A 23,336-nucleotide genomic window follows, 5' to 3' on the forward strand; every position below is an offset into this window, starting at 1 on the left:
CCGCGCTTAGCGCGGCTCGCCGACGTTGTCGCCGGGCGACGGCGACTCTGCTTTTTCGGCGGTGACGAGGGCGATGTACTCGGCCAGCGTTCGCACGCGCTCTTCGAGGCGCGACAACTCCCAGGAGAAGTGCACGACGACGAGTAGCAGGACGAGGATCGCCAGCATGAACAGCAGCGCCGGCGCATAGTCGACCCCGACCGCCGACGCCGTCCGATCCAGCAGGCCGGGCACCACGGCGAGCACGAGCGCTCCCAGACCGAGGCCCAGCCAGATGAAGCTGTACTTGGCGCGCATCTGCCGGCGCCGCACGAGGCGGAGCACGAAGCCGACGAGCCCGATGGCGAGCAGCAGCACGAAGATGTGGGCCCGTCCGCTCATCCGCGCGTTCCCGTGGGTTGGCGGCGGCTGCGTGACGCGGACACCACGAGGACGATCATGAGTCGCACGTAGTGGTAAATCAAGCGGAAGCGCCGGTTCGACGGCGCGCCGCCCGTTCGTTGATGCATCGCCGTCGGCACCTCGCCGACGCGGAAGTTGGCGTAGCACGCCAGGAGTAGCGATTCGACCGACTCCATGTAGTCGAGTGGGTAGCTGCGGGCGAAGAATTCGATGACGGGTCGCGAGAACGCCCGGAAGCCGGACGACGTGTCGCTGAAGCGCTGACCGGCGAGGATGTAGAGCAGCAACCGCAGCATCCCCATGGCGCCCCGGCGCGTACGCCCGGCGTCGTATTCACCCGCACCGGCGAAGCGGCTGCCGATCACCATGTCGAAGCCGGAGTCCAGTGCGTCGAGCAGGTGGCCGATCTCGCGCGCATCGTGCTGGCCGTCGCCGTCGAACTGGATGCAGCGTTCGTAGCCGTGTGCCCGGGCGTAGGCGAACCCGGTGCGCAGCGCGCCGCCGATGCCCAAGTTGAACGGCAGCGTCGCGACGGTCGCGCCGTGGGCGTAGGCAACCTCGGCGGTGGCGTCGGTGGCGCCGTCCACTACGACCAGCACGTCGAGGGTGGGCGCGAACTGCTTGAGGTCGGCGATGACACCCGGCAGTGACTCCTCCTCGTTGTACGCGGGGATGATCACGAGCGTGTTCGAACGCGGCGCCAAGTTGGCGCGCCGGATGCTGGGCGTCGCCGTCACGGCCCCGAAGTCGTCGTCGTCGTTGCCGGCGGAGCCGTCGTCGGCGGCGTCGTCGTGGTGACGTGCGTGGTCGTCGTCGCCGGTGCCGCGGTCGTCGTCGTGTGGCGGATGGTGGTCGTGGTGCGCCCCGTCTTCGACGTCGTCGTCGTCTCGTTGACGAAGTCGACGGTCGTGGAGGTGGTCGTCGTCGATCCCTGTTTCGTCCGGTCGCACAGGCAGTTGGCGCCCACGAAGATGTCGATCTGTTTGCCGGTATGGATGTCGACCACGGTGAAGCTGTCGACGGTGCGCCCGCTGGTGACGGCGACGAGCTTCTTGGGGTCGAAGCCGTCCCACTTCGTGCCGCGGTACTTCGGCGACGACGCCGGCACCGGGGGCGTCAGCGGGCTGAAGGCGGCGCAGCGCACGCGCGGGATGCCCTGCGCGTCGACCATCACCGCGGTGCCGTGCTGGAGGACGGCCTGGAACGCCGGCGATCGGTTGCCCGAGAACGCATGGTCGGTGACCCGCGTGTCGTTACGCAGGATGACCGAGGTCAACTCGCCGACGTAGGTGGTGATGTCCTCGGCCGCAAGTTTCGAGCCGCCGCTCCACGTGAGGTCGCTGTCGGTGTTGAGGGCGTCGACCCACGCCTGGGCGGTGGCGTCGTGGTCGAGCAGTGACGCCACGGCGGCGTTCGGGTCGCACGCCTGCTGGGATCCCGAACCGCCGTACAGGCCGGCCGTCGTCCCCGCGATCGAGCGCAGCCCCTGCGTCGACGATCCGCCGGTGGTCCCGGCGACGCCGATCGCCGGCACGGGCGCCAGGGCGACGCTGTGCGTGAACGTGTTCGGCCCGGACTCCGTCAGGGCTTCGAGGAAGACGTCGCCGCCTTTGGGATGGAGGCGATCGCCTTGGCTCGCGCCGCCCGACCCGCCGCTACAGGCGGCGGCCGACAGCAGTACGAGAACCGGCACGAGCAGGCGCAGTCGGGGGCAACGCACGACTGCACAAACTAGATGGCGGGGTGGTCCGATCCCGTGATCGGGCGCCGTTCCGGCACCACTACGAGGCCGAACGCGACCAGCACGGCGAGGGCCCCGACGGCGCGGCCCTGCGCCGTCGCCGGGTTGCGGTAACGCCAGTTGACGGTGTGGGTGCCGGATGGGACGACGACGGCCCGGAAGACGCCGTCGGCGCGCAGCACGCGGGTGCGGTGGCCGTCGACGCTCGCCGTCCACCCGCGGTCGTAACGGCCGGACACGCGCAACACGCTCGTGCCGTCGGCGCGGACGGTGTAGCGCTGCGTGTCGGCCGTGGCGTGCACGAGGTGCACCCGGCCCCTCCCGCCCGCAGGCTGTGAGAGGCCCTGAACGTAGGCCACGCTCGCGATGTCCTGCGGCGCCTGCTTGAGATGACGCCACACTTCGGCGTCGCTGGCGGGCACGCCGCGCACGAGCGTCGCCGGTCCGAGCGCGTTCGGCCGGTGCAGGATGCGAACTGGGCCTTCGGTGCCGACGACGGGGTAGGGCAACGGCGTCGTGATCCCGGGGTCGACGAGCACGGTCGTCACGTCGAGGGCGTCGAGCAGCGGTGAGGTCAGCGCCGGCGCCGTCGTCAGCGGCGGCTCGACGTTGGTCGCCTCGGCGAAGTCGCCGTGTTGCTCGACGACGTTCATGTAGCGGTCAATGTCCTTGGGAAAGAACACGGCCCAGCCCGACGCGTCGGACAGACGATAGGCGAGCGGCACGTCGGCGAGCACCGGCGGCAACTGGGTCAACGCCGGCGTGTACCGGATGAGGCGGCCGTGCGCCGCCGCGGCGCGCAGCTGCGCCAGCGGCAAGAGAGCGTCGGACTCGCGGTGGGCGCCGTACCAGGTGGTGGTGTGGGCCACGCCTTCGGCGAGGACGACGACGGTGGCGAGGCCGAGAGCGGCGCGCGCCGCGTTGCGGCCGCGCAGATTGGCGGCGACGAACACCAGCGCCGCCAGCACCACGACGAAGGCACAGTCGCTGGCGAAGCGGCGCGCCGGCACGCTCGTCTTCACGATGCCCACGACGACGGGCAGGGTGGCGAGTCCGGCGATCGCAATCGCCGCGACGGAAACGGCGCGGCGGGCGTCACGCGCCCGGTCGTAGAGCGCGCTCAGCCCGACGGCAGCCAGCGGCAGCACGAACCAGCCGAACAGCGAGATCCACCGCCCGGAGTTGCGGAAGTGGTTGTAGCCGGGCACGACGGCGTAGAGCACGCGGTGGATGGGGCCGACGAAGCTGAGCACGGCCACGGCCGCCGCCGCACCGACCGTCACCGCCACGTCGCGCCGCCGCCGCGCCACGACGATCGCCCCGGCGGCCAGCATCAGCGCACCGACGCCGATGAAGGGCGAGTCGACCTCGTATTCGACGTTCTCGACGTGGCCCCAGTTGAAGCCGTCGGGGTGGCGCCACGTCGGCAGGACGAGGCGGAACACGTCGCCGCTCGGCAGGTGCGTCTGCGTCGTCGACGTCACGGGCTCCTGGGTCCGCAGGATCAGGTTCGACGCCGCCAGCGTCGGAATCAGGGCTGGCGCCGCGAGCGCGGCCGCCAGGGCCGCCCCGGCACCGATGCGTGCCCCCGCGCGGGCGATAGGGCGCCACCCGCCTCCGGCGGCGAGCGCCAGCACAACGCCGTAGCCGGCGCAGGCCAGGCTCAGGTAGTAGGCGAACTGGGTGCCCCCGCCGAGCCAGGACATCGCCAGCGGCACACCCATGGCGGCGACACCGCGCCATCGGCGCTGCGTCACGGCGTAGTGCGTGCCCGCCAGGGCCAGGCCGCTCCAGCTGATCGACACGAGGTGGCTGAGATGCGTCGACAGGTGCACGAGCATGCTGACGACGAAGCCGCCGAGCCCCCCGATGAGCGCGGCGAGAAAACGCGCCCCGAGCCGCCGCGCCAACGCGTACACGCCGATCGCCGCGATGACGAGGTGGGCCCACACGAACGCGTTGTAGCCGTCGAACGGTGCGAGGTAGCGATCGAACCACGTCAGCGGATACGTCGTGGAGACATTGCCGTTGGGCTCGACGCGCACGCCGCCGAGGATGTCGGGGTTCCACTCCGGCACGTGACCCGTCCGCAACTCGCGCCCCGTCCAGGCCCACCACCCGAGGAACTGGAAGGGCGCGTCGCTCGGAGACGCCACGTGCACGTGAGGCGCCGGCGGCAGGCTGCGCCACGGCTCGACGGCTTCGAGGATGTCGACTTCGAGCAGCGTGCGGCCCGGCCGGATCGACGGCGCCAACAGCGCAGCGCCCACGACCATGTACACCACCAGCGCCGCCGCCCAGCGCGGCCGCGTGCGCGTCATGCGCCGGATCAGATCGTCCCGTCGTGCACGGCCTGCACGATCCACGGCACCACTTCGTCGAGCATCTCGTCGAGCGTGGTGGTGGCTTCGAAGCCGAGGACGCGCTTGGCCTTCTCGACCGACGGCACGCGCCTGGCGACGTCGTGTTCGAAGCCCGGATCGCTGACGAAGCTGAAGGGCTTGGCGCCGCCGTGCACCTTGTTCCAGATCACTTCGGCGAGTTGGAGCACCGTCGTCGACTCGGCCGTCGACAGGTTGAAGTCGTCGTTGCGGGCGTCGGGATGCGACATCGCCGTCACGATCCCGCGCGCCAGGTCGCCGCCATAGGTGTAGTGCCGAACCTGGCTGCCGTCGCCCAGGATGTGCAGCGGGTCCTGTCCCTTGACCGTCTTCTGCACGAGGTCGGGCACGACGTGGCTCATGGCCAGCTTCACGTTCCCCGACATCACGTCGACGTCACCGAGGGCGCGGCGCTCGCCGATACCGACGCAGTTGAACGGCCGCACGATCGTGTACGGCAGCTGGTACTGGTCCCACGCGGCGCGGGCGTAGTACTCGACGGCCAGCTTCTGGAAGCCGTAAGACGACAGCGGCGGCGGGATCTTGCGCTCGTCGCCCTCGGTCGAGGGCCAGTGGTCCGTCGACTCGAACACCATCGACGAGCTCATATACGTCACCTTTTGAAGCCGACCAGCCTTGTGCGCTTCGATGGCGGCGTCACACGTCGTCGCCATGATCCGCTCGTTGGCGGCCAACAGGTCGTAGGCGTAGGTGTGGAAGTACGAGATGCCGCCGATGAGGGCGGCACCGGCGATGAGGTGGTCGACGTCCATCAGCGTCTCGGTCATGAGGTCGATGTCGCGGCAGTCGCCCTCGATGAAGGTGTAGTTGGCGTCGCTGTCGTAGCTCTTGGTGACGCGGCCGTACTTGCTGAGGTTGTCGATGCCCACGACGCGGTAGCCGCGGCTCAACAACTCCTCGACGATGTAGCCGCCGATGAACCCGGCTGAACCGGTGACGAGAACGGACTCCTGCTCGGTCACGAAACTGCTTCCTTTCGCGCGGCCTTGGCCCGCACTTGGTCGAGGGTGAGCTGGGGTCCGAAGGCGAAGCGGTACCAGCGCAAATAGCGCGGCAGCCACGCCGCCATCTTGAAGTTGCTGACGCCGAAGGTGCGGTCGAGCCAGATCGTGGGTAGCTCGGCGATCGGCAGGCGCAGCCGGCGCGCCTTGGCCACGAGTTCGAGGCCGACCTCGAAGCCGTCGTCGGAGTCGATGCCGACGTCCTGCACGAACCGGCGGTTGTACGCCTTGAACGAGTTGGTGGCGTCGTGCGTTCCCGCGCGGGCGAGCGTGTACAGCGAGCGGCCCGCGGCGCGCGACAAGAAGCTCTTGAACGCCGGCCCACCCACCTGCTGGCCGCCGCGCATGTAGCGCGACGCCGCCGCAATTACGACGCCGCGCTCGACCAGACGGGTCAACTGGTCGATCTGCTGCGGGTCGTCACACCCGTCGGCCATCGTCACGACGACGACCTCGGCGCGCGCCGCGTCGATGCCAAAACGAATGGCGCGGGCGGGACCGCGCCCGTACGTGTTCACCGTCGGCAGCAGCCGCGCCTCGCTGCGGGCGTACTTCTCGAGATAGGGCATGGTCGAGTCGTCGGCGCTGTCGACGACGACGAGCACCTCGCAGGGCAGCGTCACGGCTTCGAAGATGCGGTCGAGGTGCGGCAGGATCGCCTCGCCCTCTTCGTAGGCGGTGACGACGACTGAAACCCGCGGCTCGGCCGATGTCATATACGCGTGCCGTTGCCCGTGAAGCCCCACACGTCGACGAGCGGTGTTGGCGTGCGGAGGTCGCGGTACTCGGGGTGGGGTGCAGCGAGTACGAGGACGTCGGCGACGCGCAGTACGTCCTCGAGCGGGACGAGCGACGCGTCGGTCGTGACGTAGGGGTCGGTGCACACGACTTGGCGCGCCTTGAAGCGCAGGATCCGGCGCAGCTTGTAGGCAAGCGAGTCGCGCACGTCGTCGCTGCCGCCCTTGAACGCCATGCCGAGGATGCCGACCGTGGCACCGGCGAGGTCGAAGGACTCCTCCATCTTCGAAACGATGTAAAGCGGCAGCCCCTCGTTCACCATCATCGACGCGTGGCCGAGAACGAAGTTGTTGTTGTTGAAGGCCGCGAGCTGCATCGTGTCTTTGAGCAGGCACGGGCCGGCCGCGAACCCGGGACCGGGCAGGTCGTTGGCGCGCGGATAGTCGAACATCATGGCGGCGCGAATCCGGCCGAAGTCGAGGCCGAAGTCGTTGGCGATCATGAACAACTGGTTGGCAGTGGCGAACTTGATGTAGCGCCACGTGTTGGTGAACAGCTTCGCCAACTCGGCTTCTTCGGGTGACAGCGGCACCGTCGAGGCCGTCAACGCGCCGAATAGCTTCTCGGCGCGCTCCTGGCCCCGCTCGCTGCGACTGGCGACGATCTGGGGCAGGTCGAACAGCTCCTTGAGCGCCGCGCCCTCCGCGATGCGCTCGGGGCAGAACGCCACTGCGACGTCGACGCCGAGACGCTCGATGAGCTTCTCCACCATGGCGGTGACGCCGGGATACAGCGTCGAGCGCAGCACGAGGAGCTGGCCGTCGCGCAGGTGGGGCGCCAACGCTTCGACGGCATCGGGCACCGCCGTCGGCCGCGGGTCGAGGTGCTCATCGACAGGCGTGCCGATGACGACGATGACGTTCTCGGCGCGCGCCACGTCGGCCGGGTCCATGGTGGCCACGAGGTTGCTGCCGACGCGAGCCAATACGTCCTCGGCGCCATCTTCCTGGAACGGCATCTCGCCGCGCGTCACCTGGTCGACGGCCGCGGCGTTCACGTCGTAGAGCGCCACCGAGAGCCCACGATCGGCGAACGCCAGCCCCAGTGGCAGGCCGACCCGCCCGCAGCCACCGACGATGACCAGGTCCAGGTCGAACGGCATCGCCGGATTCTACGAGATGGTCCGATGCGACCTCATGATCGGTCCGCCAGCAAATATGGCGCTCGTGGCGAGGCCGACGAAGACGTGGACGTGGCTGCACGCCGCCTCGTTGGTGCTCGTCCTCATCGTGCTCGTCGTGGCGAACCGCGGGCAGTGGTTCTTCGGCGACGAGTGGGATTTCATCTTGCGTCGGGGCCTGCACCACGCGCAGTACGGCCTGCTGCGACCCCACAACGAGCACTGGAGCACGCTGCCGATCCTGTGGTGGCGCGCCACCTACAGCGTGTACCACCTCCACACGTACTGGCCGTACCTCTTCGGGCTCTTCGCCACCCACCTCGTCGTCGTGCACGCGGCGTGGCGGCTGATGCGCCGATCGCAGGTGGGAGCGCCGCTGGCCACGGGCGTCGCGCTGGTGCTGGGCCTCTTCGGTGCCGGATCGGAGAACTTGAGCTGGGCGTTCCAGGTCGGCTTCGTCGGCTCGCTCGCCGCTGGGCTGCTGCTTCTGTTGCTCGTCGACGACACCGGCGAGCGCCGGCGCGTGGCGCTGGTGGCGACCGGGGCCGTCGCGTCGCTGATGCTGTCGGGCATCTCCGTCGTGATGGTCGTCGCCGTCGGCTTGGCCGCCCTGGCGCGTTGGGGCTGGCGCAAGGCCGCGGCCATGACCGCGCCGGCGGCCGCGGTGTACCTCGTGTGGCTGAAGTTCTGCGGACGCGTCGGACTCGAGGGCGGGACCTCGGCGCTGCACGGCGGCCCGGGCGACATCCCGCGCTACGTGTGGGGCGGCATGGCGGCGACGCTGGGAGCGCCGTTCAAGAGCCAGCACATCGGTGACGCGTTGCTCGTCGCCCTGCTCGTCGTGGTCGTCGTGCGCGGCGCCGACTGGTGGCGGCGCGCGCCGCTGGTCCTGGCGCTGGCCGCCGCGAGCCCGATCATGCTGGCGGTGATCTCGCAGGGCCGTGGCGCCGTCCAGAGCCCGGCCGCACCCCGCTACTTGTATCTCTGCGCAGCGATGCTGCTCCCGCTGATTGCCTTCGCCGCCCAGCAAGTGGTGCGCGACGACACGCCGCGCGTGGCCCTGGCGCTGGTCGCCTGCGCGCTGCTGACCGGCCTCGGCACCAACGAGTTGTTCGACAGCCTGCACTTCGACCGCAACGTCGAACTCACGCTGCGGGGCCAGATGCTGGCCGCGCTGTCGCTGGGCGGCGAGCACCTCGTGAGCCAGTTCCCCGAATTCAGCTACGCCCGCGACGTGAGCATCGCCGACCTGCGTCGGCTCCAGCGCCGCGGTGACCTCCCGGCGTTCACGCCCAACGTCGCCAACCTCGCGTGGGCCCGTCTCGGCACCGAGGTCGCGCCCGGTGCGCCGACCGACGCTGTGGGGAGCGCCGCCGCCGCACTGACGACGCCCCGCCGCGCCAAGGTGCAGCCCCGCGGCGACTGCTTTGTCGTCGACCCGCACGGTTTTCCCGTCATGATCACGCGTGTGCCGAGCATCGCCGACGCCGTGATCTCGGTGACGACGCGCGCGGCCACCGGAGTCGACGCTTTCGTTCCCTACGCCGGAGGCGGCCGCGCCGGGCCGCGCTCGTTCGCCGGCAGCGGCGCCGCGCCCGTCGTGGTGCACGACAGCGTCGCCGGCCCTTTGCTGCTGCAGTGGAACGGGACCGCAACGGTGTGCGGGGTGACGTGGCAGAAGTAGACGTCGTCATCGTCACCTACGGCGGCGGCGCCGACCTGCCGGCCTGCGTCGCCGCCGTGCGGGCGCAGGGTCCGGTCGTCGCACGCATCGTCGTGATCGACAACGCGTCGCCCGACGACACCGCGGCGCGTGCCGAGGCGATCGGCGGCGTCGAAGTCGTGCACAACCCCCGCAATGTCGGATACGCGGCCGCGATGAACCAGGGCTACGCCCTGACCCACGCGCCGTATCTGCTGTCCCTCAACGCCGACTGCGAATTGGGTGACGGCTACGTCGCAGCGTGCGTCGCGGCGCTCACGGCGAACGATCGCGTCGCGGCGGTCACCGGCGTGCTGCGCCTGCCCGACGGTCGCGTGGACTCGACGGGCATCGAGTTCGACGGCGCGTACCGCGCCCGCGATCGCGACCGGCACGCCCCGGTGCCCTCGACCGACGCGCCCTTCGGCGTATCCGGCGCGGCGGCGCTGTGGCGGCGCGCCGCCCTCGACGCCATCGGCCCCAAGCCGTGGTGGGAGTGGCTCTTCGTCTACTGGGACGACGTCGAGATCGCCTGGCGGCTGCGCGACCACGGCTGGAGCTTCGCCTGCGTCCCGGGCGCTAGCGCCGTCCACCGCCGCGGCAGCGACACCGCCGATCCCGATTTCGTCGAGTCGCAGTCGCTGCGCAACCGCCTGGCCACGATCGCCCGCCACACCGGCCGCGCCGGTCTCGTGCACCCGCGCAGCGCCGCGGTCAGCGTGTTCACGATCGCCCGACTGGCGCTGCGTCACCCGCAGGCGCTGCGCCGCGCCCGGCCACTCACCGCGGTGAGGGTCGGGCTGGCCGAGCGCATCCAATAGGGTCCACGCCCATGCGGGTGTTCGTGACCGGCGGCCACGGGTTTGTCGGGACGTATCTGGTCGAGCATCTGCGCGCTCTGGGAGACGACGTGACCGCGCCGCACCAGAACGACGTCGACCTCGGCGATCAGTCGACCCTGACCGCGGCGGTGCTCGCCGCCTCCCCCGACGCCGTCATTCACCTCGCCGCGCTGGCACACGTGGGGGAGAGCTGGAAGGACCCGGCGCGCACCTTTGACGTGAACGCCGTCGGCACCCTGCATCTCCTCGAGGCAACCCGGCGGGTCGAGCCAGCGCCGCGGGTGCTGTTGATCGGATCAGCCGAGGTGTACGGACCGGTCCGGCCCGAGGACCTGCCGCTCACCGAAGACCACAAGCTCAACCCCGTCACCCCCTATGCGGTCAGCAAGGTTGCCGCGGAATACCTGGGCGTGCAGTACCACCTCGGCTTCGGCGTGCCGGTCGTGCGCGCCCGGTCGTTCAACCACATCGGCCCCGGCCAGGCGGGGCGCTTCGTGGTGGCCGACATCGCCGGGCGGATCGCCGAGGCGATCAAGAGCGGCGACACGTCGCCGATCAAGGTCGGCAATCTCAGCGCCCGGCGTGATTACACCGACGTGCGCGACGTCGTGCGCGCCTATCGCCTGCTCGTCACCGAGGGGACAGCGGGGGAGGCGTACAACGTCTGCTCCGGTGTCGACGTCTCGGTCGAGACGCTGGCGCAGAAGCTGTTGGCGCTCGCCGACGTCGACCTGCGGGTAGAAGTCGACCCGGCGCTGGTGCGGCCGGTCGACGTGCCGGTGCTCGTCGGGAGCAACGCCCGCCTGCGCGCCGCGACAGGCTGGCAGCCGGAGATCTCCCTCGACGACACGCTGCGCGACGTCCTCGCCGCGCTCCTTTAACAACGAACCGGTACGCGGTTTGTGCCCTTGCAGGGCACAAACCGCGTACCGGTTCGGCTGGGTGGGGGACGCTGACCGCTACGCGGTAGCGACGCGGGAGCGCAGCTGCTGGCGGGCGTCCTTGCTCGCCTGGCGCGCCGGCTCGACGAGCGTGCGGGCCTGGGCCGGCAGCGCGTTGACGACGTTGTCGACCTGGGCTTCGAGGGCGTCGACGACGGGCGAGATGGCGGCGTCGGCCTGCTTGAGCGCCTCGCTCACCAGGTTCACGACTTCGGCGCCGCGGGACTCGAAGGCGGCGCGCTGGTCGGCGAACTGCTTGCGCAGGTCCTGACGGCGGGTCTGGGCGCGCTGGAAACCGATGACGCCCATACCGATGGCGATGTACGCGGCGTCGCGAAGATTGTCATTGATGGTCACGGGTACTCCTCAGCCTCGTGGTGCGGTGCTAACCACATTACACGGTTTGCATAACAGTTGCAAGCAGATGGCCTTGGGGGACGGCAAGTAGGTTGAGACCCCCCATGCCCCCCGAAACGGCCCCGCAGCCGGTACTGGACCCGGACGACTCGGAGGTCGACGGCGAGCTCACGTCGTTGCCGCCGGTGGTCGCGGTCGTGGTGACGCGTGATCCGGGGCCGTGGTTCGACTCGGCCGTGGCGGCCCTCGCCGCCCAGGACTACGGCGATCTGTCGATCCTCGTGCTCGACGCCGGCAGCGCCGAGGACCCGACGGCGCGCGTCGCCGCCGTCGCCCCCGACGCCTTCGTGCGCCGACTCGGCAACGACCCGGGCTGGCCGGCGGCGACGAACGAGGCCCTCGGCATGGTGCAGGGCGCCGCCTACCTGTTGTTCTGCCACGACGACTGCGCCCCGGCGCCCGACGCCGTGCGCCTGCTCGTCGAGGAGGCCTACCGGTCGAATGCCGGCGTCATCGGCCCGAAGATCGTCGACTGGGACGAGCACAACCGCATTGTCTCGGTCGGCGTCACCATCGACAAGACCGGTGTGGTCGCCCCGCTGGCCGAGCCGGGCGAACTCGACCAGGAGCAGCACGACGCCGTGCGCGACGTGTTCGCCGTCGACGGCGCCTGCATGCTCGTACGCGCCGACCTGGCGGCGTCACTCGGCGGCTTCGACCCGAAGCTGTGGCCCCACGGCGAGGACATCGACTTCTGCTGGCGCGCCCAGATCATGGGTGCCCGCGTGATGGTCGCGCCCGCGGCGCGGGCGTCGCATCGCGGCGCGACGCGCAACGGCTTCCGCGCCGGGCTCGGCAACGCCGCCCGACCCGTCGACAAGCGCGACCGGTCACGACATCGCGACGAGGTGCGCGCCGCCGAGGTGCGTCACCGCGTGCGCATGGTGCTCACCAACTACTCGGCGCCACACCTTCTACGGGTGCTGCCCCAGTTGGTGATCGTGCAGATCGCCGAGTTGCTCTACGCCCTCCTCGCCGGCCGGCGACGTGTCGCCGCCGCCATCGTCGGGGGATGGACCGAGGTGCTGGGCGACCTCAAGTCCGTGCGCGCCGCCCGCATACGCGTCAACAAAGCGCGGCTGTTCCCCGATAGCGAAGTGCGCCGCCTCCAGGCGCGCGGCTTCGCCCGGCTCAACCAGTTCGTGCGCGGGCAGCTGCACGGCGAGGACCGCGCCCGCGCCTTCGCCGAGTCGAGCGCCGACCTCGTGCGCGAGCTTGCCGGTTCGCGGGGCGCGCTCATCACCTGGGGCGGTCTCCTGCTCGTGTTGCTCGTCGGTCTGCGCGGCCTGATCTTCGGTCACTTACCCGCCGTGGGGCAGTTCGCCTCCGTGCCCGGCGTGGGCACGCTGCTGCACCAGTTCGCGTCGGGCTGGCGCCTCACCGGCCTCGGTGGCGAGACACCGGCGCCTCCGGCTTTCGCCTTCCTGGCGGCCGCCGGCACCGTGTTGCTCGGTGCCGCGAGCCAGGCACAGAAGCTGCTCGTGCTCGGGATGATCCCGCTCGGGCTCTTCGGCGCCTACCGCCTCTCGCGCACCCTCGACGTGCCCCGCGCCGGTCTCGTCGGACTGCTGGCGTACGCCGTGGTGCCACTGCCCTACGCGGCGTTGGCGCGCGGTCGCTGGGACGGGCTGGTGGCCTACGCCGTCGTGCCGTTCGTGTTCGCCCGCATGCGCCGCGGCGCGGAGGGTATGGGTGTGCGGGCGACGGAGCCCGCCGACGGCCGCCACCGCGCCCCGTACCTGTTCGAGTGGCGCTCGGCGCTTGGCATCGGTATCGGCCTCGCGATTGCGTCGGCCTTCGCTCCACAGTTGCTGGCGATGACCCTGCTGCTGGCCGTCGGCATCGCCGTGGGTTCGCTGCTCGTCGGCGAGTTCGGCGACGCTCGGCGCGCCGTCGAAACCGGCGTGGTTGCCACCGGGGTGGCCCTGCTGCTGCTGGCGCCGTGGTCGTTCACGTTGCTGAGCCCCCAGGGACTGGTGCACGCGCTGTTCGGGCCCGGGCTCGCCACCCGCGACGGCTTGTCGCTCGGCGCCGCGCTGCGGCTCGAAACCGGCCGCATCGGGGGTCCGCCCTTCGGTTGGGCGCTGCTGCTCGCCGCCGCGCTGCCCCTCGCCATCGGCCGGGGCTGGCGCTTCAGCTGGGCCGTGCGCTGCTGGTCGGTCGTCGTCGTCGACGCGATCTTCGTGGTCGCGGTTGGGCGCGGCTGGATCGGCCTGCCCGTGCCGAGTCCCGAAGTGTTCCTGGCGCCTGCTGCGATCGCGCTGGCGTGGCTCGTCGCCCTCGGGTTCATCTCGTTCCGCGTCGACCTGTCGGAGTTCCGCTTCGGCGTGCCGCAGGCGGCCGCCATCGCAGCCAGCGTCGCGTTCGGCTTCGCCGCGTTGCCCATCGTGGGCGCGGCGGTGTCGGGCCGTTTCGACCTGGCCACGTCGAATTACGGCACGACGCTCGGCGGCTATCTCGACACCGCCAAGCACGGCGACTTCCGGGTGCTGTGGGTCGGCGACCCCGAAGTGCTGCCGGTGGCGAGCTGGCCCATCGCCGCCGGCATCGCCTACGGCACGTCACGCAACGGCGTGGGTGACGTCACCGATCAGTGGGCCCCGACGCGGCCGGGCCCGTCGCGGGTCCTGGGCGACGCCGTCAAGGTGGCGCTCACCGGGCGCACGACCCGCCTCGGTCATCTGCTCGGGCCGATGGCGGTGCGCTACGTCGTCGTGCCGCGCCGTGTCGGCCCCGCGGCGCACGGCCGGCCCGTCCTCGAGCCGTCGCGCGACGTTGCCGGTGCACTGTCGGAACAGGTCGACTTCCGTCAGCTCGACGCGACCGCCGACTTCGCCATCTTCGAGAACGCCGCCTGGGTGCCGCTGCGGGCCACGCTCACGCCGGCGCAGGCGACCAACGTCGTGAGCGCCGGCAAGGGTTTCCGCGCCGCCGGCGACAACGAGCTCAGCGACATCGACCCGGCGCTGACGAAGAAGGAGTCGGACTTCCACTACTCCGGGACCACCGCGGCCGACACCGCCGTGCTCTTTGCCGAGACGCCCTCGCCGCGCTGGCACCTTCGCGTCGGTGGCCACAGCGCCAAGCGCTCATCGGCGTACGGGATCGGATCGGTCTACGCGACGGGCAACGGCGGCAAGACGTCGCTGCGGTACTCGACGTCCATCCTGCGCTACCTCTCGCTGGTGCTCGAGTTGGGCGTGTGGGTGGTGGCGATCCGCGCCGCCTGGAACTGGCGCAAGTCGACGCGCGGGGTGGTCGTGTGACGAGACGTACTGCCATCCGGCGGGGTTGGGGTCCCCGCCGGGTTGCGACGGGAGGCCGTAAGCCGCACGGAGCCGAAGAGGCGGTGGTGGTGTGAAGTCGGATCGGCGCTTTGTCGCCATCGCCATCCTCGCCGCGGTGCTCGTCCTCGTCGGCCTGCTCGACCGCGCCGACCGGCCGCCGCTCACGCCCGCCGGCGCGCGGTTGGCAACGGCGTACGCCCCGGCGGCGTCGCCCCCCGACGCCTTCGCGTCGACGTGGTACTGCCCGGCGGGCACGGCCACCGGCGGTAGCGCCGACAGCACGGTTGTCGTCTTCAACCCGACGGGGCGGCGGTTGCGCGGCTCGGTCGACGTGTTCGGTTCCGACGGCAATCGCGGTTCGCACAGCCTGAGCGTCGGCCCACGCGAGCGTGTCGCCGTGCGGGAGGCCGACGTGCTGAAGGCCGCCTACGTCGCCGCCATGGTGCGACTCGACGGCGGCGGCGCCACGGTCGAGCACGCCACCACCGGTCCACTCGGCGAGGCGGTCGGGACGTGCGCGTCGTCGGCGTCGACCAACTGGTACGTGCCCGAAGGTGCCACCACGCGCAGCGCCCAGCTGATCTACGCGCTGTTCAACCCGTTCCCGGACGACGCCATCGTCGACATGAGCTTCGCCACCGAGCAGGGCCGCGCCGCGCCCGCGGCGTTCCAGGGCATCGTCGTGCCGGCCAACGGGCTCGTACCGCTCGACGTCGGCACGCACGTGCGCCGCCGCGCCCACGTCAGCGCCGCCATCCACGCGCGGCGCGGGCGCGTCGTCGTCGAGACGCTCCAGGTGCACAACGGCGACGGCCGGCGCGGCGTCGGCTTGATGCTCGGCCTGCCCCGCACCGCCACGTCGTTCGTCTTCCCGGACGGGATCGCCAGCCCCGAGCGATTCGAACAGCTGCACCTGTTCAACCCGAACCGCGGCGAGGCGTCGGTACAGCTGGACCTCGTGCTCGACGCCGGGAAGGCGCAGCCGTTCCAGCTGCGGGTGCCGGCGCAGGGTCGCATCACCGTCGACTTGACCTCCGAGTCGCGGGTGCCGAAAAACGTCGGCCACGCACTCCTGCTGCGGGTGTCGAACGGCGTGCCGATCGCGGTGTCGCGCACGACCGACGTCGGTCCGCCCGCAGCGCGGCGCGGTTACCTCACCGACGAGGGTGCCACCGCCGCGGCGCTGCACTGGGGCTTCGCGGCGGGCGGTGTCACGCCGGGCCTCGACGAGTGGATCGCCGTCATCAACGAGGCGCCCACCGCCGTGACCGTCGACCTCACGACGCTCACCGACGGTCGGCTCACCGCGCTGGCGGGCCTCAACGGCGTGCGCATCCCTCGCGGTGGCCGCCGCGTCTTCCGCCTCGCCGACCACGGCGCCACGCCGGACACGCCGATCATCGTGAACGCCACCGGCCCCGTCGTCGCCGAGCGCAGCCTCTACTCCGTCGGCGGCACCGGCGCCTCCGCCGTCATGGGCGCGGTGTTATCGACGGCGGAGGGCTAGGAGGCGCCGCCTTCGAGTTCGGCGGCGTCGGCGGCCTTGCGCTCCTGGTCTTCCTGCATGGCTTTGAGGATGGCTTCGAAGATCTTGGCGGCATCCGCGTCGAGGTGGTTGCGGGCTCGTAGGAGGACGAGCGCGCCGATGAAGACGGGCGGGCTGCAGATGAAGAACGCCGTGCGGATGTCGTTGCCGAAGGCGCCGGCGAGGCTGAACACGATGATCGACGCCGCCGCCTGGCCGAACACCACTGACACGAGGTTGAACGCACCGAAGCCGGCGCCGCGCAGGTGGGCGGGAACGGCGTCGGACAATCCCGCTCGCAGCGCCGGCACCGCCATCACCGTGATGAAGAACCCGACGACCTCGAGCAGGAACACCACGCCGAGGCTGAGCTTCGGGATCCACGACAACACGAACAGGGTGTTGCCGGCGAGCAGGCAATACGCCGGGATCGCCATGCGCGCCCCCTTGATGCGCGTCGCGTAGCGGTCGGCGAGACGCCCGCCGAGGAGCACGCCGGGGATGCCGCCGAGGATCACGAGCAGACCGACCAGGGCGGTGCCGCGGGCGGCGGTGGTGTGCATCTGCTCCTCGTAGAACTTCGGCAGACCGGCGGCGATCGCGGTGACCGTGAACAGGAGCGTCGAGACGCCCACCAGCGCGTATTTCATCGTCGTGATCGACCAGATGGTGCGCAGGTCGCCCCGCAGGCCGTCGATCATGTCGCCGAAGAACCGCTTGACGCCGTGCTCGAACATCGGCGGATGCTCGACGTCGGGATCGTCGCCGGCGTCGACGCCCACGTGGGCCATGTCCGACTCGCCCCGGCGCGGCTCGCGCAGGCGATAGGCGGCGATGGCGATCACCATGCCGGGAAGGCTGACGATCGGGAACGCGGCGCGCCAGCCCCACCGCGATGCGATGCCGCCGCCGAGGGCGACGCCGAGGCCGATGCCGACGAACAACAGCACCTGCTGGATCGAAAACGCCAGCCCGCGTTCTTCGGCGGGGTAGTAGTCGGCGAGCAGTGACGCACAGCACGGTTCGGTGATCGCCTGTCCGAAACCGAGGGCGCCGCGCACCGCCAGCAGGGACGTGTAGTTCGGCATGACCGCGGTCGCAGCCGACAACCCCGACCACGCCACGATCGTGTGGCCGACGGTCCGATTACGCCGAAACCGATCGGCAAGGTAGCCGGCCGGCACGCTGATAAGGCCGTTCACGAGAATGAACGCGGACAGCAGGATCCCGATCTGGAAGTCCGAAAGGTGCAGGTCCTTCTGGAGATTCGTCTGCACGCCGCGCAGCAGGTTCTGGTCGACCTGGTCGATCATGATCACGAACCCGAGGACCCACATGGGCCACCTCGACGTCCGCCCCTTCGTCGCAGTTGTCACTCGAATGTTGTAGTCGGCTAACACTGGCGACGTATGAATCGGTTGGTCGCCGTCGTCGTGGTGTTCGCCGTCGCCGGAGTGGTGGCGTGGCTACTGCAGCGGCGCAAGCCGGCGCCGCCGACCCAGCCGACGGCCTATCCCGTCCCCACCCAGCTCGATCGCGCCGATTTCACCCGTCCCGACGCACCGTGGCTCGTCGTGCTGTTCTCATCCGAGACCTGCGGTGGGTGCGCGTCGGTGCGCGAGAAGACGCGTGTGCTTGCCGCCACCGATGTCGCCTACCAAGAAGTGAGCTATCAGACCGACAAGGAGCTGCACACCCGCTACAGCATCGAAGCGGTGCCGCTCGTCGTGATCGCCGATGCCGAAGGAGTGGTCGTGAACTCCTTCGTCGGCGAAGTCACCGCGATCGACTTGTGGGGGGCCGTCGCGACGGCGCGCGACCCTTCTTCGGAGCCCCGTTCTCCGTAGCCGAGCCGTTCAACCCCTTGACCGGCGAGCCGAAGGCCTCGTCGACGAGGCGCTTGACCTCTTCGCCGTCGATGTTCTCGTGCTCGCGTAGGGCGGCGGCGACGGCGTCGAGCCCGCCGCGGTATTTCGTCAGCAGATCCGTGGCCCGCTGCTCCTGCTCGCGCAGGATGCGTTCGACTTCTTCGTCGACGACGCGGCTCGTCTCGTCGGAATAGTCACGGGTGTGCATGAGGTCCTCGCCGAGGAACACCATGCCCTGCGAGCCCCACGCCATCGGACCGATGCGGTCCGACATGCCCCACTCGCGCACCATCTTGCGCGCCAGCTCGGTGTTGCGCACCAGGTCGTCGCTGGCGCCGGTCGACAGGTCGCCGAAGACGATCTTCTCGGCGACGCGGCCGCCCATGCGCACGCACAGCGCGTCTTCGATGTACTCGACGCCGTACATGTGCTTGTCCTCGACCGGCAGCTGCTGGGTTACGCCCAACGCCATGCCCGAGGGGATGATCGACACCTTGTGCAGCGGATCCGCGTGGGGCAGCACGTAGGCGAGCAGGGCGTGGCCGCCCTCGTGGTAGGCGACGCGCTGCTTTTCGAGGTCCGATAGCACCGTCGACTCGCGCTTGGCGCCCATGAGGACGCGGTCGCGGGCCGACTCGAAGTCCTCCATCGTGATCTCCTTGGCGCCGCGGCGCACGGCGTGCAGCGCCGCCTCGTTCACGAGGTTGGCGAGATCGGCGCCCGACATGCCGGGCGTGCCCCGGGCGACGACGTCGAGGTCGACGTCCTTGGCGATCTTCTTGTCCTTGATGTGGACGCGCAGGATCGGCAGGCGCTCGTCGAGGTCGGGGAGCGGCACGATGATCTGGCGGTCGAAGCGGCCCGGGCGTAGCAGCGCCGGATCGAGCACGTCGGGGCGGTTGGTGGCCGCCATCATCACGATGCCCTCGGTCGTCTCGAAGCCGTCCATCTCCGACAGCATCTGGTTGAGCGTCTGCTCGCGCTCGTCGTGGCCGCCGCCGAGGCCGGCGCCGCGCTTGCGGCCGATCGAGTCGATCTCGTCGACGAAGATGATCGCCGGTGCGTTCTTGCGTGCGGTCTGGAACAGGTCGCGCACCCGCGAGGCGCCGACGCCCACGAACATCTCCATGAAGTCCGAACCCGTCACCGACAGGAACGGCACGCCGGCCTCGCCGGCGACGGCGCGGGCGAGCAGCGTTTTGCCGGTACCGGGCGGGCCGACGAGCAGGACGCCCTTGGGGATGCGGGCGCCGATGTCCTTGAAGCGTCCTGGGTTCTTCAGGAAGTCGACGACCTCGTTGATCTCCTGTTTCACGCCCGTGTAGCCGGCCACGTCGTCGAAGGTCGTCTTGGGGCGTTCGGTCGTGTACACCTTGGCGCGGCTGCGCCCGACGTTCATGATCCCGCTCATCTGGCCGGCGGCCCGCCGGTTCATCCACACGAACAGCGCGATCAGACCGCCCAGGAAGATCACGGTCGGCAGCAGCGACACGAGCCAGCTCGTGGTTTCGTTCGTGAACGACAGCGACGGCACCTTTTCCCGCAGCGTCTTCTCGACCTCGTCGGGAATCGGGTGGGGTCCGCTGACAGAGAACTTCTGCTCTTTGCCGTTGACCTTCAGCGTCCCGGTGATCTTGCCGGTGTCGTTGTTGACCTTGGCGTCGACGACCTGGCCCGCTTCGGCATCGGCGATCACCTGGTTGTAGGTGAGCTTGGTGGCCGAGCTGCTCTTGCCGCCAAAGCCGGTGGTGAGCAGCGCCAAGGCGATGATCGCCGCCAGCACGATGCCTGCAATACGCCAGTTGGGTTCGGGCCGGCCCGCGGGCAGGGGACGGCGCGGCTCGGGCGGCGGGGGAGTCGTCATTGGAGTCTCATTCTCTCACCTACCCGTAACAACTTCGGAAGCGGGGACCATCCACCTATTTGTCCTGCGTACTCAATACGTTGGACCACATGTCGCGTACTCCCCGTTGCGCCCGGCCCGGCTGTGGCGCGTCCGCCGACGCCACACTTAGTTACGACTATGCCAGCCGCACGGTTTGGCTCGACCCCGTCGATCGCGGGGTCGAAGGTGGCTGGTTCCTTTGCCCGACGCACGCGTCCAACGTCCGTGCCCCTGTCGGCTGGGCCGTCGACGACCGCCGCGCTTCGAACATTCGCCGGCTGGCTGTTTAACCTTTTCGCATAGAAACCCCGACCGTCACTGTCGAGCGCGCGCCGCGCTCGGAGATCCGCCTCTACGACGTCGTCGCCGTCTTCTTCTTCTCGATCGTCACCGGCAGCATCGGGATCGGGATCGGCAACTCGATCGGGGGGACGGGGTCGTACGCCGAGACGATCGGCAGCCTTGTGGGCCTGTGGTTCGGCCTGATCCCCGGCGCCATCCTCGTGTGCCGGCTGCGTGGGACGGGCAGCCTGGTCAAGGACCTCGGGCTCACCTTCCGCTTCCCGGCTGACCTCATCGGGATCCCGGCGGGGCTGGCGTCGCAGTTCGTCCTGCTGCCGCTGATCTACGTCGTCGTGCAGCTCTTCGTGAGCCACGACCTCACCAAGGATCTCCAGAAGCCGGCGCAAGATCTCACCGACAACGCCCACGGCACCGGCTTCTGGCTCCTGGCCGTGCTCCTGGTCGTCGGCGCGCCGCTCGTGGAAGAGATCTTCTACCGCGGCATGTTGCTGCGGTCGCTGAAGCGCTCGCTACCGCCCTGGCCCGCGATCGTCACGTGCGGCGTCGTGTTCGGCGCCGCCCACTTCGACCTGGTGACCTTGCCCGGGCTCGCGGCGTTCGGCATCGTGCTCGCTTGGCTCTCCCACCGCTCCGACCGCCTCGGGCCGAACATCCTCGCCCACGCCGCGTTCAACGCGGCCACCGTCGTGGCGCTGTGGCATGGCTGACCCCGCAGTCCGCACCGAACCCGTCAAAATGAGCGGCGTGGACGAGGCCAAGCGCATCCGGATCGAGCGCGCCATCACCGTGGCGGTGCTCGTGGCGGCCGTCGCCTTCACCTTCGCCCACCTGCACCCGAACCTGCTGTTCACCAACACCACGACGGCCGGTGGCGACATGGGTGCCCACGTGTGGACCCCCGCCTACCTGCGCGACCACCTCTTGCCCCACGGCCGCCTCACCGGTTGGGCCCCCGACTGGTACGGCGGTTTCCCCGCGCTCACCTTCTACTTCCCGCTGCCGAGTCTGCTGATCGTCCTCGCCGACCTCGTGATGCCCTACAACATCGCGTTCAAGCTGATCTCGGTCTCGGGTCTGTTGACGCTGCCCGTCGCCGTGTGGTTCTTCGCCAAGAGCCTGCGGCTGCGCTTCCCCGGCCCGGCGCTGATCGCGTTGGCGACGGTGCCGTTCATGTTCGACCGCACCTTCACGATCTACGGCGGCAACATCGCGTCGACGCTGGCGGGCGAGTTCGCCATGTCGATCAGCCTCTCGTTCTGCCTCGTGTTCCTCGGGTTGTTCAACCGTGTGCTCGAGACGGGCAAGCACAAGACCCTGTGCGCCCTGATGCTGGCGTGCACCGGCCTGTCCCACATCGTGCCGTCGATCATCGCGGTGTTCGGGGCACTGGTGCTGCTGGCGCTGCGGCCGCAGAAGTCGTCGGTGAAACGGGCGGCGCCGGTGTTCGTGGTCGGTGGCCTGCTCGCGGGCTTCTGGGTCATCCCGTTCCTGCTGCGGCTGCCGTACACGAACGACATGGGCTGGGAGAAGCTGCTCGACTACCGCCACCAGCTATTCCCGCATCAAGGTCGCGTGCTCTTCGTGATGGCGGGCATCGGCGCGGTGCTCGCGGTGGTGCGCTGGAGCAAGTTCGGCATGTGGGCCACGGCCATGGCCGGGCTCTCGGCGCTCGGCTTCATCTACGCACCCCAGAGTCGGTTGTGGAACGCCCGGCTACTGCCGTCGTGGTTCTTCTGCCTGTATTTGCTCGCGGGCGTCGCCGGGGCCGAGATCGCGCTCGGCGCGTCGGACCTGTTGGGCGGAATCAAACGCGCCGTGATCGGCTCGGGCTCCGCCGACCCCGACGCCGAACGCTTCCAGTGGCTGCCGCTCGTGGCCGCCCCGCTCGTCGCCGGCGCCTACGTCTTCACGACCGTGGGCATGTCGCTCGGCGCGTTGCCGTCGTGGAGCCCGTGGAAGACGAGCGACCGCAACTTCGTCCTCGACTGGGGAGCCTGGAACTACTCGGGCTACGAACGCAAGCCGAGCTACCCCGAGTACCACGACGTCGTCACGACGATGCAGCGCATGGGCCAGCAGCACGGCTGCGGGCGGGCGATGTGGGAGTACGAGCCCGAGCTCGACCGCCTCGGCACGCCGATGGCGCTGATGCTGCTGCCGTACTGGACCCACGACTGCATCCAGTCGATGGAAGGCCTCTTCTTCGAATCGGCGGCCAGCACGCCATACCACTTCCTCAACCAGTCCGAACTCTCGGCGCGCCCGTCGCGTCCGCAGCGCGACCTGCACTACGAGGACCTCAACGTCGACGTCGGCGTGAAGCACCTCCAGGAAATCGGCGTCAAGTACTACATGGCGATCAGTGCGGCGGCCCAGGCGCAGGCCGACGTCGATCCTGATCTCCAACTCATCGCCACCACCGGCAAGTGGTCGACGACCGTCAACGACAACGGCTCGTCGACGGTCGACAACCGCGCCTGGAAGATCTATTTGGTGAAGGACGCGGCCATGGTCACGCCGCTGGCCAACTATCCGGCGGTGATGACCAAGGTGCCCAAGGGCGGACCGAAGTGGCTGGCCGCCGCGCAGGACGCATACCTCGCGCCCCAGCCCCACGACGTGCTCTACGCGGCGTCGGGGCCCAAGTCGTGGCCGCGGGTGACGCGTCCGACCCAGAGCCCGCCGGCCAAGCCGGTGCGCGGCACCACCAAGGTGTCGCACATCCACACCAGCGACGACCGCATCAGCTTCGACGTGACCAAGGTCGGCGTGCCGGTGGTGGTGAAGGCGTCGTACTTCCCCAACTGGCAAGCGAGCGGTGCGCAGGGGCCGTGGCGGGTGACGCCCAACGAGATGGTGGTCATCCCCACGAGCCGCCACGTGTCGTTGCACTACGGCTGGACCCCGGTCGACTGGATCGGCAACGCCGCCACCTTGCTCGGCCTGCTCGGTCTCATCGCGTTGTGGCGCTGGTCGCCGAGCGGTGACGGCGCCGAGGACGAGTCGCGCCCGCCGACGGTCGAGGAAGTGGCCCCGAGCCACGACGACGATGCCTGGCTGAAGGAACTCGCCGGCGTCGGCCCACCGACCTGACAACGCCCT

Annotated in this window: 18 protein-coding genes; 8 read left to right on the top strand and 10 right to left on the bottom strand. The window is 69.9% G+C overall.

The window, feature by feature from the left end:
- Positions 1-6: 6 nt before the first annotated feature.
- The 7 genes from VHC63_15895 to VHC63_15925 are packed head-to-tail and all read right to left on the bottom strand — an operon-like array spanning position 7 to position 7,446.
- The gene (locus tag VHC63_15895) at positions 7-381 is read right to left on the bottom strand and encodes a DUF2304 domain-containing protein (protein HVV38089.1); all 375 of its coding nucleotides are present in this window, start codon (positions 379-381) and stop codon (positions 7-9) included.
- Entirely contained in the window at positions 378-1,139 is a 762-nt protein-coding gene (locus VHC63_15900; protein ID HVV38090.1) for a glycosyltransferase family 2 protein, read from the bottom strand. The genes VHC63_15895 and VHC63_15900 overlap by 4 nt, the downstream gene beginning before the upstream one ends.
- Positions 1,136-2,095, bottom strand: coding sequence for a DUF6777 domain-containing protein (locus tag VHC63_15905; GenBank protein HVV38091.1), 960 nt, complete (start codon positions 2,093-2,095; stop codon positions 1,136-1,138). The genes VHC63_15900 and VHC63_15905 overlap by 4 nt, the downstream gene beginning before the upstream one ends.
- A gap of 38 nt (positions 2,096-2,133) precedes the next feature.
- Positions 2,134-4,464, bottom strand: coding sequence for a YfhO family protein (locus VHC63_15910; protein HVV38092.1), 2,331 nt, complete (start codon positions 4,462-4,464; stop codon positions 2,134-2,136).
- An 8-nt stretch (positions 4,465-4,472) separates the two neighbouring features.
- Positions 4,473-5,507: an NAD(P)-dependent oxidoreductase gene (locus tag VHC63_15915; protein HVV38093.1), complete on the bottom strand. Its 1,035-nt coding sequence runs from the start codon at positions 5,505-5,507 to the stop codon at positions 4,473-4,475.
- Positions 5,504-6,262 carry a glycosyltransferase family 2 protein gene (locus VHC63_15920; GenBank protein HVV38094.1) on the bottom strand — a complete coding sequence of 253 codons (759 nt, stop codon included), beginning with the start codon at positions 6,260-6,262 and terminating at the stop codon, positions 5,504-5,506. The genes VHC63_15915 and VHC63_15920 overlap by 4 nt, the downstream gene beginning before the upstream one ends.
- Complete coding sequence (locus tag VHC63_15925) at positions 6,259-7,446, bottom strand: nucleotide sugar dehydrogenase (GenBank protein HVV38095.1); 1,188 nt, start codon at positions 7,444-7,446, stop codon at positions 6,259-6,261. Before VHC63_15925 ends, VHC63_15920 begins: the two co-directional genes overlap by 4 nt.
- A 34-nt stretch (positions 7,447-7,480) precedes the next feature.
- Here VHC63_15925 and VHC63_15930 point away from each other — a divergent pair, with 34 nt between their 5' ends.
- Genes VHC63_15930 through VHC63_15940 form a run of 3 tightly spaced genes read left to right on the top strand, consistent with a single transcriptional unit; the run spans position 7,481 to position 10,889 of the window.
- Positions 7,481-9,148 (top strand): hypothetical protein, encoded by a 1,668-nt coding sequence (locus VHC63_15930; GenBank protein HVV38096.1) that lies wholly within the window; start codon positions 7,481-7,483, stop codon positions 9,146-9,148.
- Positions 9,136-9,987 carry a glycosyltransferase family 2 protein gene (locus tag VHC63_15935; GenBank protein ID HVV38097.1) on the top strand — a complete coding sequence of 284 codons (852 nt, stop codon included), beginning with the start codon at positions 9,136-9,138 and terminating at the stop codon, positions 9,985-9,987. Before VHC63_15930 ends, VHC63_15935 begins: the two co-directional genes overlap by 13 nt.
- A gap of 11 nt (positions 9,988-9,998) precedes the next feature.
- The gene (locus VHC63_15940) at positions 9,999-10,889 is read left to right on the top strand and encodes a GDP-mannose 4,6-dehydratase (GenBank protein HVV38098.1); all 891 of its coding nucleotides are present in this window, start codon (positions 9,999-10,001) and stop codon (positions 10,887-10,889) included.
- A 78-nt stretch (positions 10,890-10,967) separates the two neighbouring features.
- On the opposite strand, the gene VHC63_15945 is transcribed toward VHC63_15940, so the two are convergent.
- Positions 10,968-11,306: a hypothetical protein gene (locus VHC63_15945; protein ID HVV38099.1), complete on the bottom strand. Its 339-nt coding sequence runs from the start codon at positions 11,304-11,306 to the stop codon at positions 10,968-10,970.
- A 104-nt stretch (positions 11,307-11,410) separates the two neighbouring features.
- On the opposite strand from VHC63_15945, the gene VHC63_15950 reads away from it, so the two are divergent.
- Together VHC63_15950 and VHC63_15955 are read left to right on the top strand one after the other, a co-directional pair.
- Positions 11,411-14,632 (top strand): glycosyltransferase, encoded by a 3,222-nt coding sequence (locus tag VHC63_15950; GenBank protein HVV38100.1) that lies wholly within the window; start codon positions 11,411-11,413, stop codon positions 14,630-14,632.
- A gap of 91 nt (positions 14,633-14,723) precedes the next feature.
- A complete protein-coding gene (locus VHC63_15955; GenBank protein HVV38101.1) occupies positions 14,724-16,160 on the top strand; it encodes a DUF5719 family protein in 1,437 nt (478 codons plus the stop codon).
- On the opposite strand, the gene VHC63_15960 is transcribed toward VHC63_15955, so the two are convergent.
- Positions 16,157-17,554, bottom strand: coding sequence for an MFS transporter (locus tag VHC63_15960; GenBank protein ID HVV38102.1), 1,398 nt, complete (start codon positions 17,552-17,554; stop codon positions 16,157-16,159). The genes VHC63_15955 and VHC63_15960 overlap by 4 nt on opposite strands.
- A 33-nt stretch (positions 17,555-17,587) precedes the next feature.
- Between VHC63_15960 and VHC63_15965 the strand changes: the two genes are divergently transcribed.
- Positions 17,588-18,025: a hypothetical protein gene (locus tag VHC63_15965; protein HVV38103.1), complete on the top strand. Its 438-nt coding sequence runs from the start codon at positions 17,588-17,590 to the stop codon at positions 18,023-18,025.
- Here the strand turns inward: VHC63_15965 and ftsH are convergent.
- Positions 17,955-19,910: an ATP-dependent zinc metalloprotease FtsH gene (gene ftsH, locus VHC63_15970; GenBank protein HVV38104.1), complete on the bottom strand. Its 1,956-nt coding sequence runs from the start codon at positions 19,908-19,910 to the stop codon at positions 17,955-17,957. The genes VHC63_15965 and ftsH overlap by 71 nt on opposite strands.
- Before the next feature lie 485 nt (positions 19,911-20,395).
- On the opposite strand from ftsH, the gene VHC63_15975 reads away from it, so the two are divergent.
- Both VHC63_15975 and VHC63_15980 read left to right on the top strand, forming a co-directional pair.
- Entirely contained in the window at positions 20,396-20,941 is a 546-nt protein-coding gene (locus tag VHC63_15975) for a type II CAAX endopeptidase family protein (GenBank protein ID HVV38105.1), read from the top strand.
- Positions 20,934-23,327, top strand: a complete 2,394-nt coding sequence (locus VHC63_15980; protein HVV38106.1) for a hypothetical protein — start codon at positions 20,934-20,936, stop codon at positions 23,325-23,327. The genes VHC63_15975 and VHC63_15980 overlap by 8 nt, the downstream gene beginning before the upstream one ends.
- Positions 23,328-23,336: the final 9 nt, after the last annotated feature.

This window comes from Acidimicrobiales bacterium (assembly GCA_035546775.1).
Taxonomy (GTDB): Bacteria; Actinomycetota; Acidimicrobiia; order Acidimicrobiales; family JACCXE01; genus JACCXE01.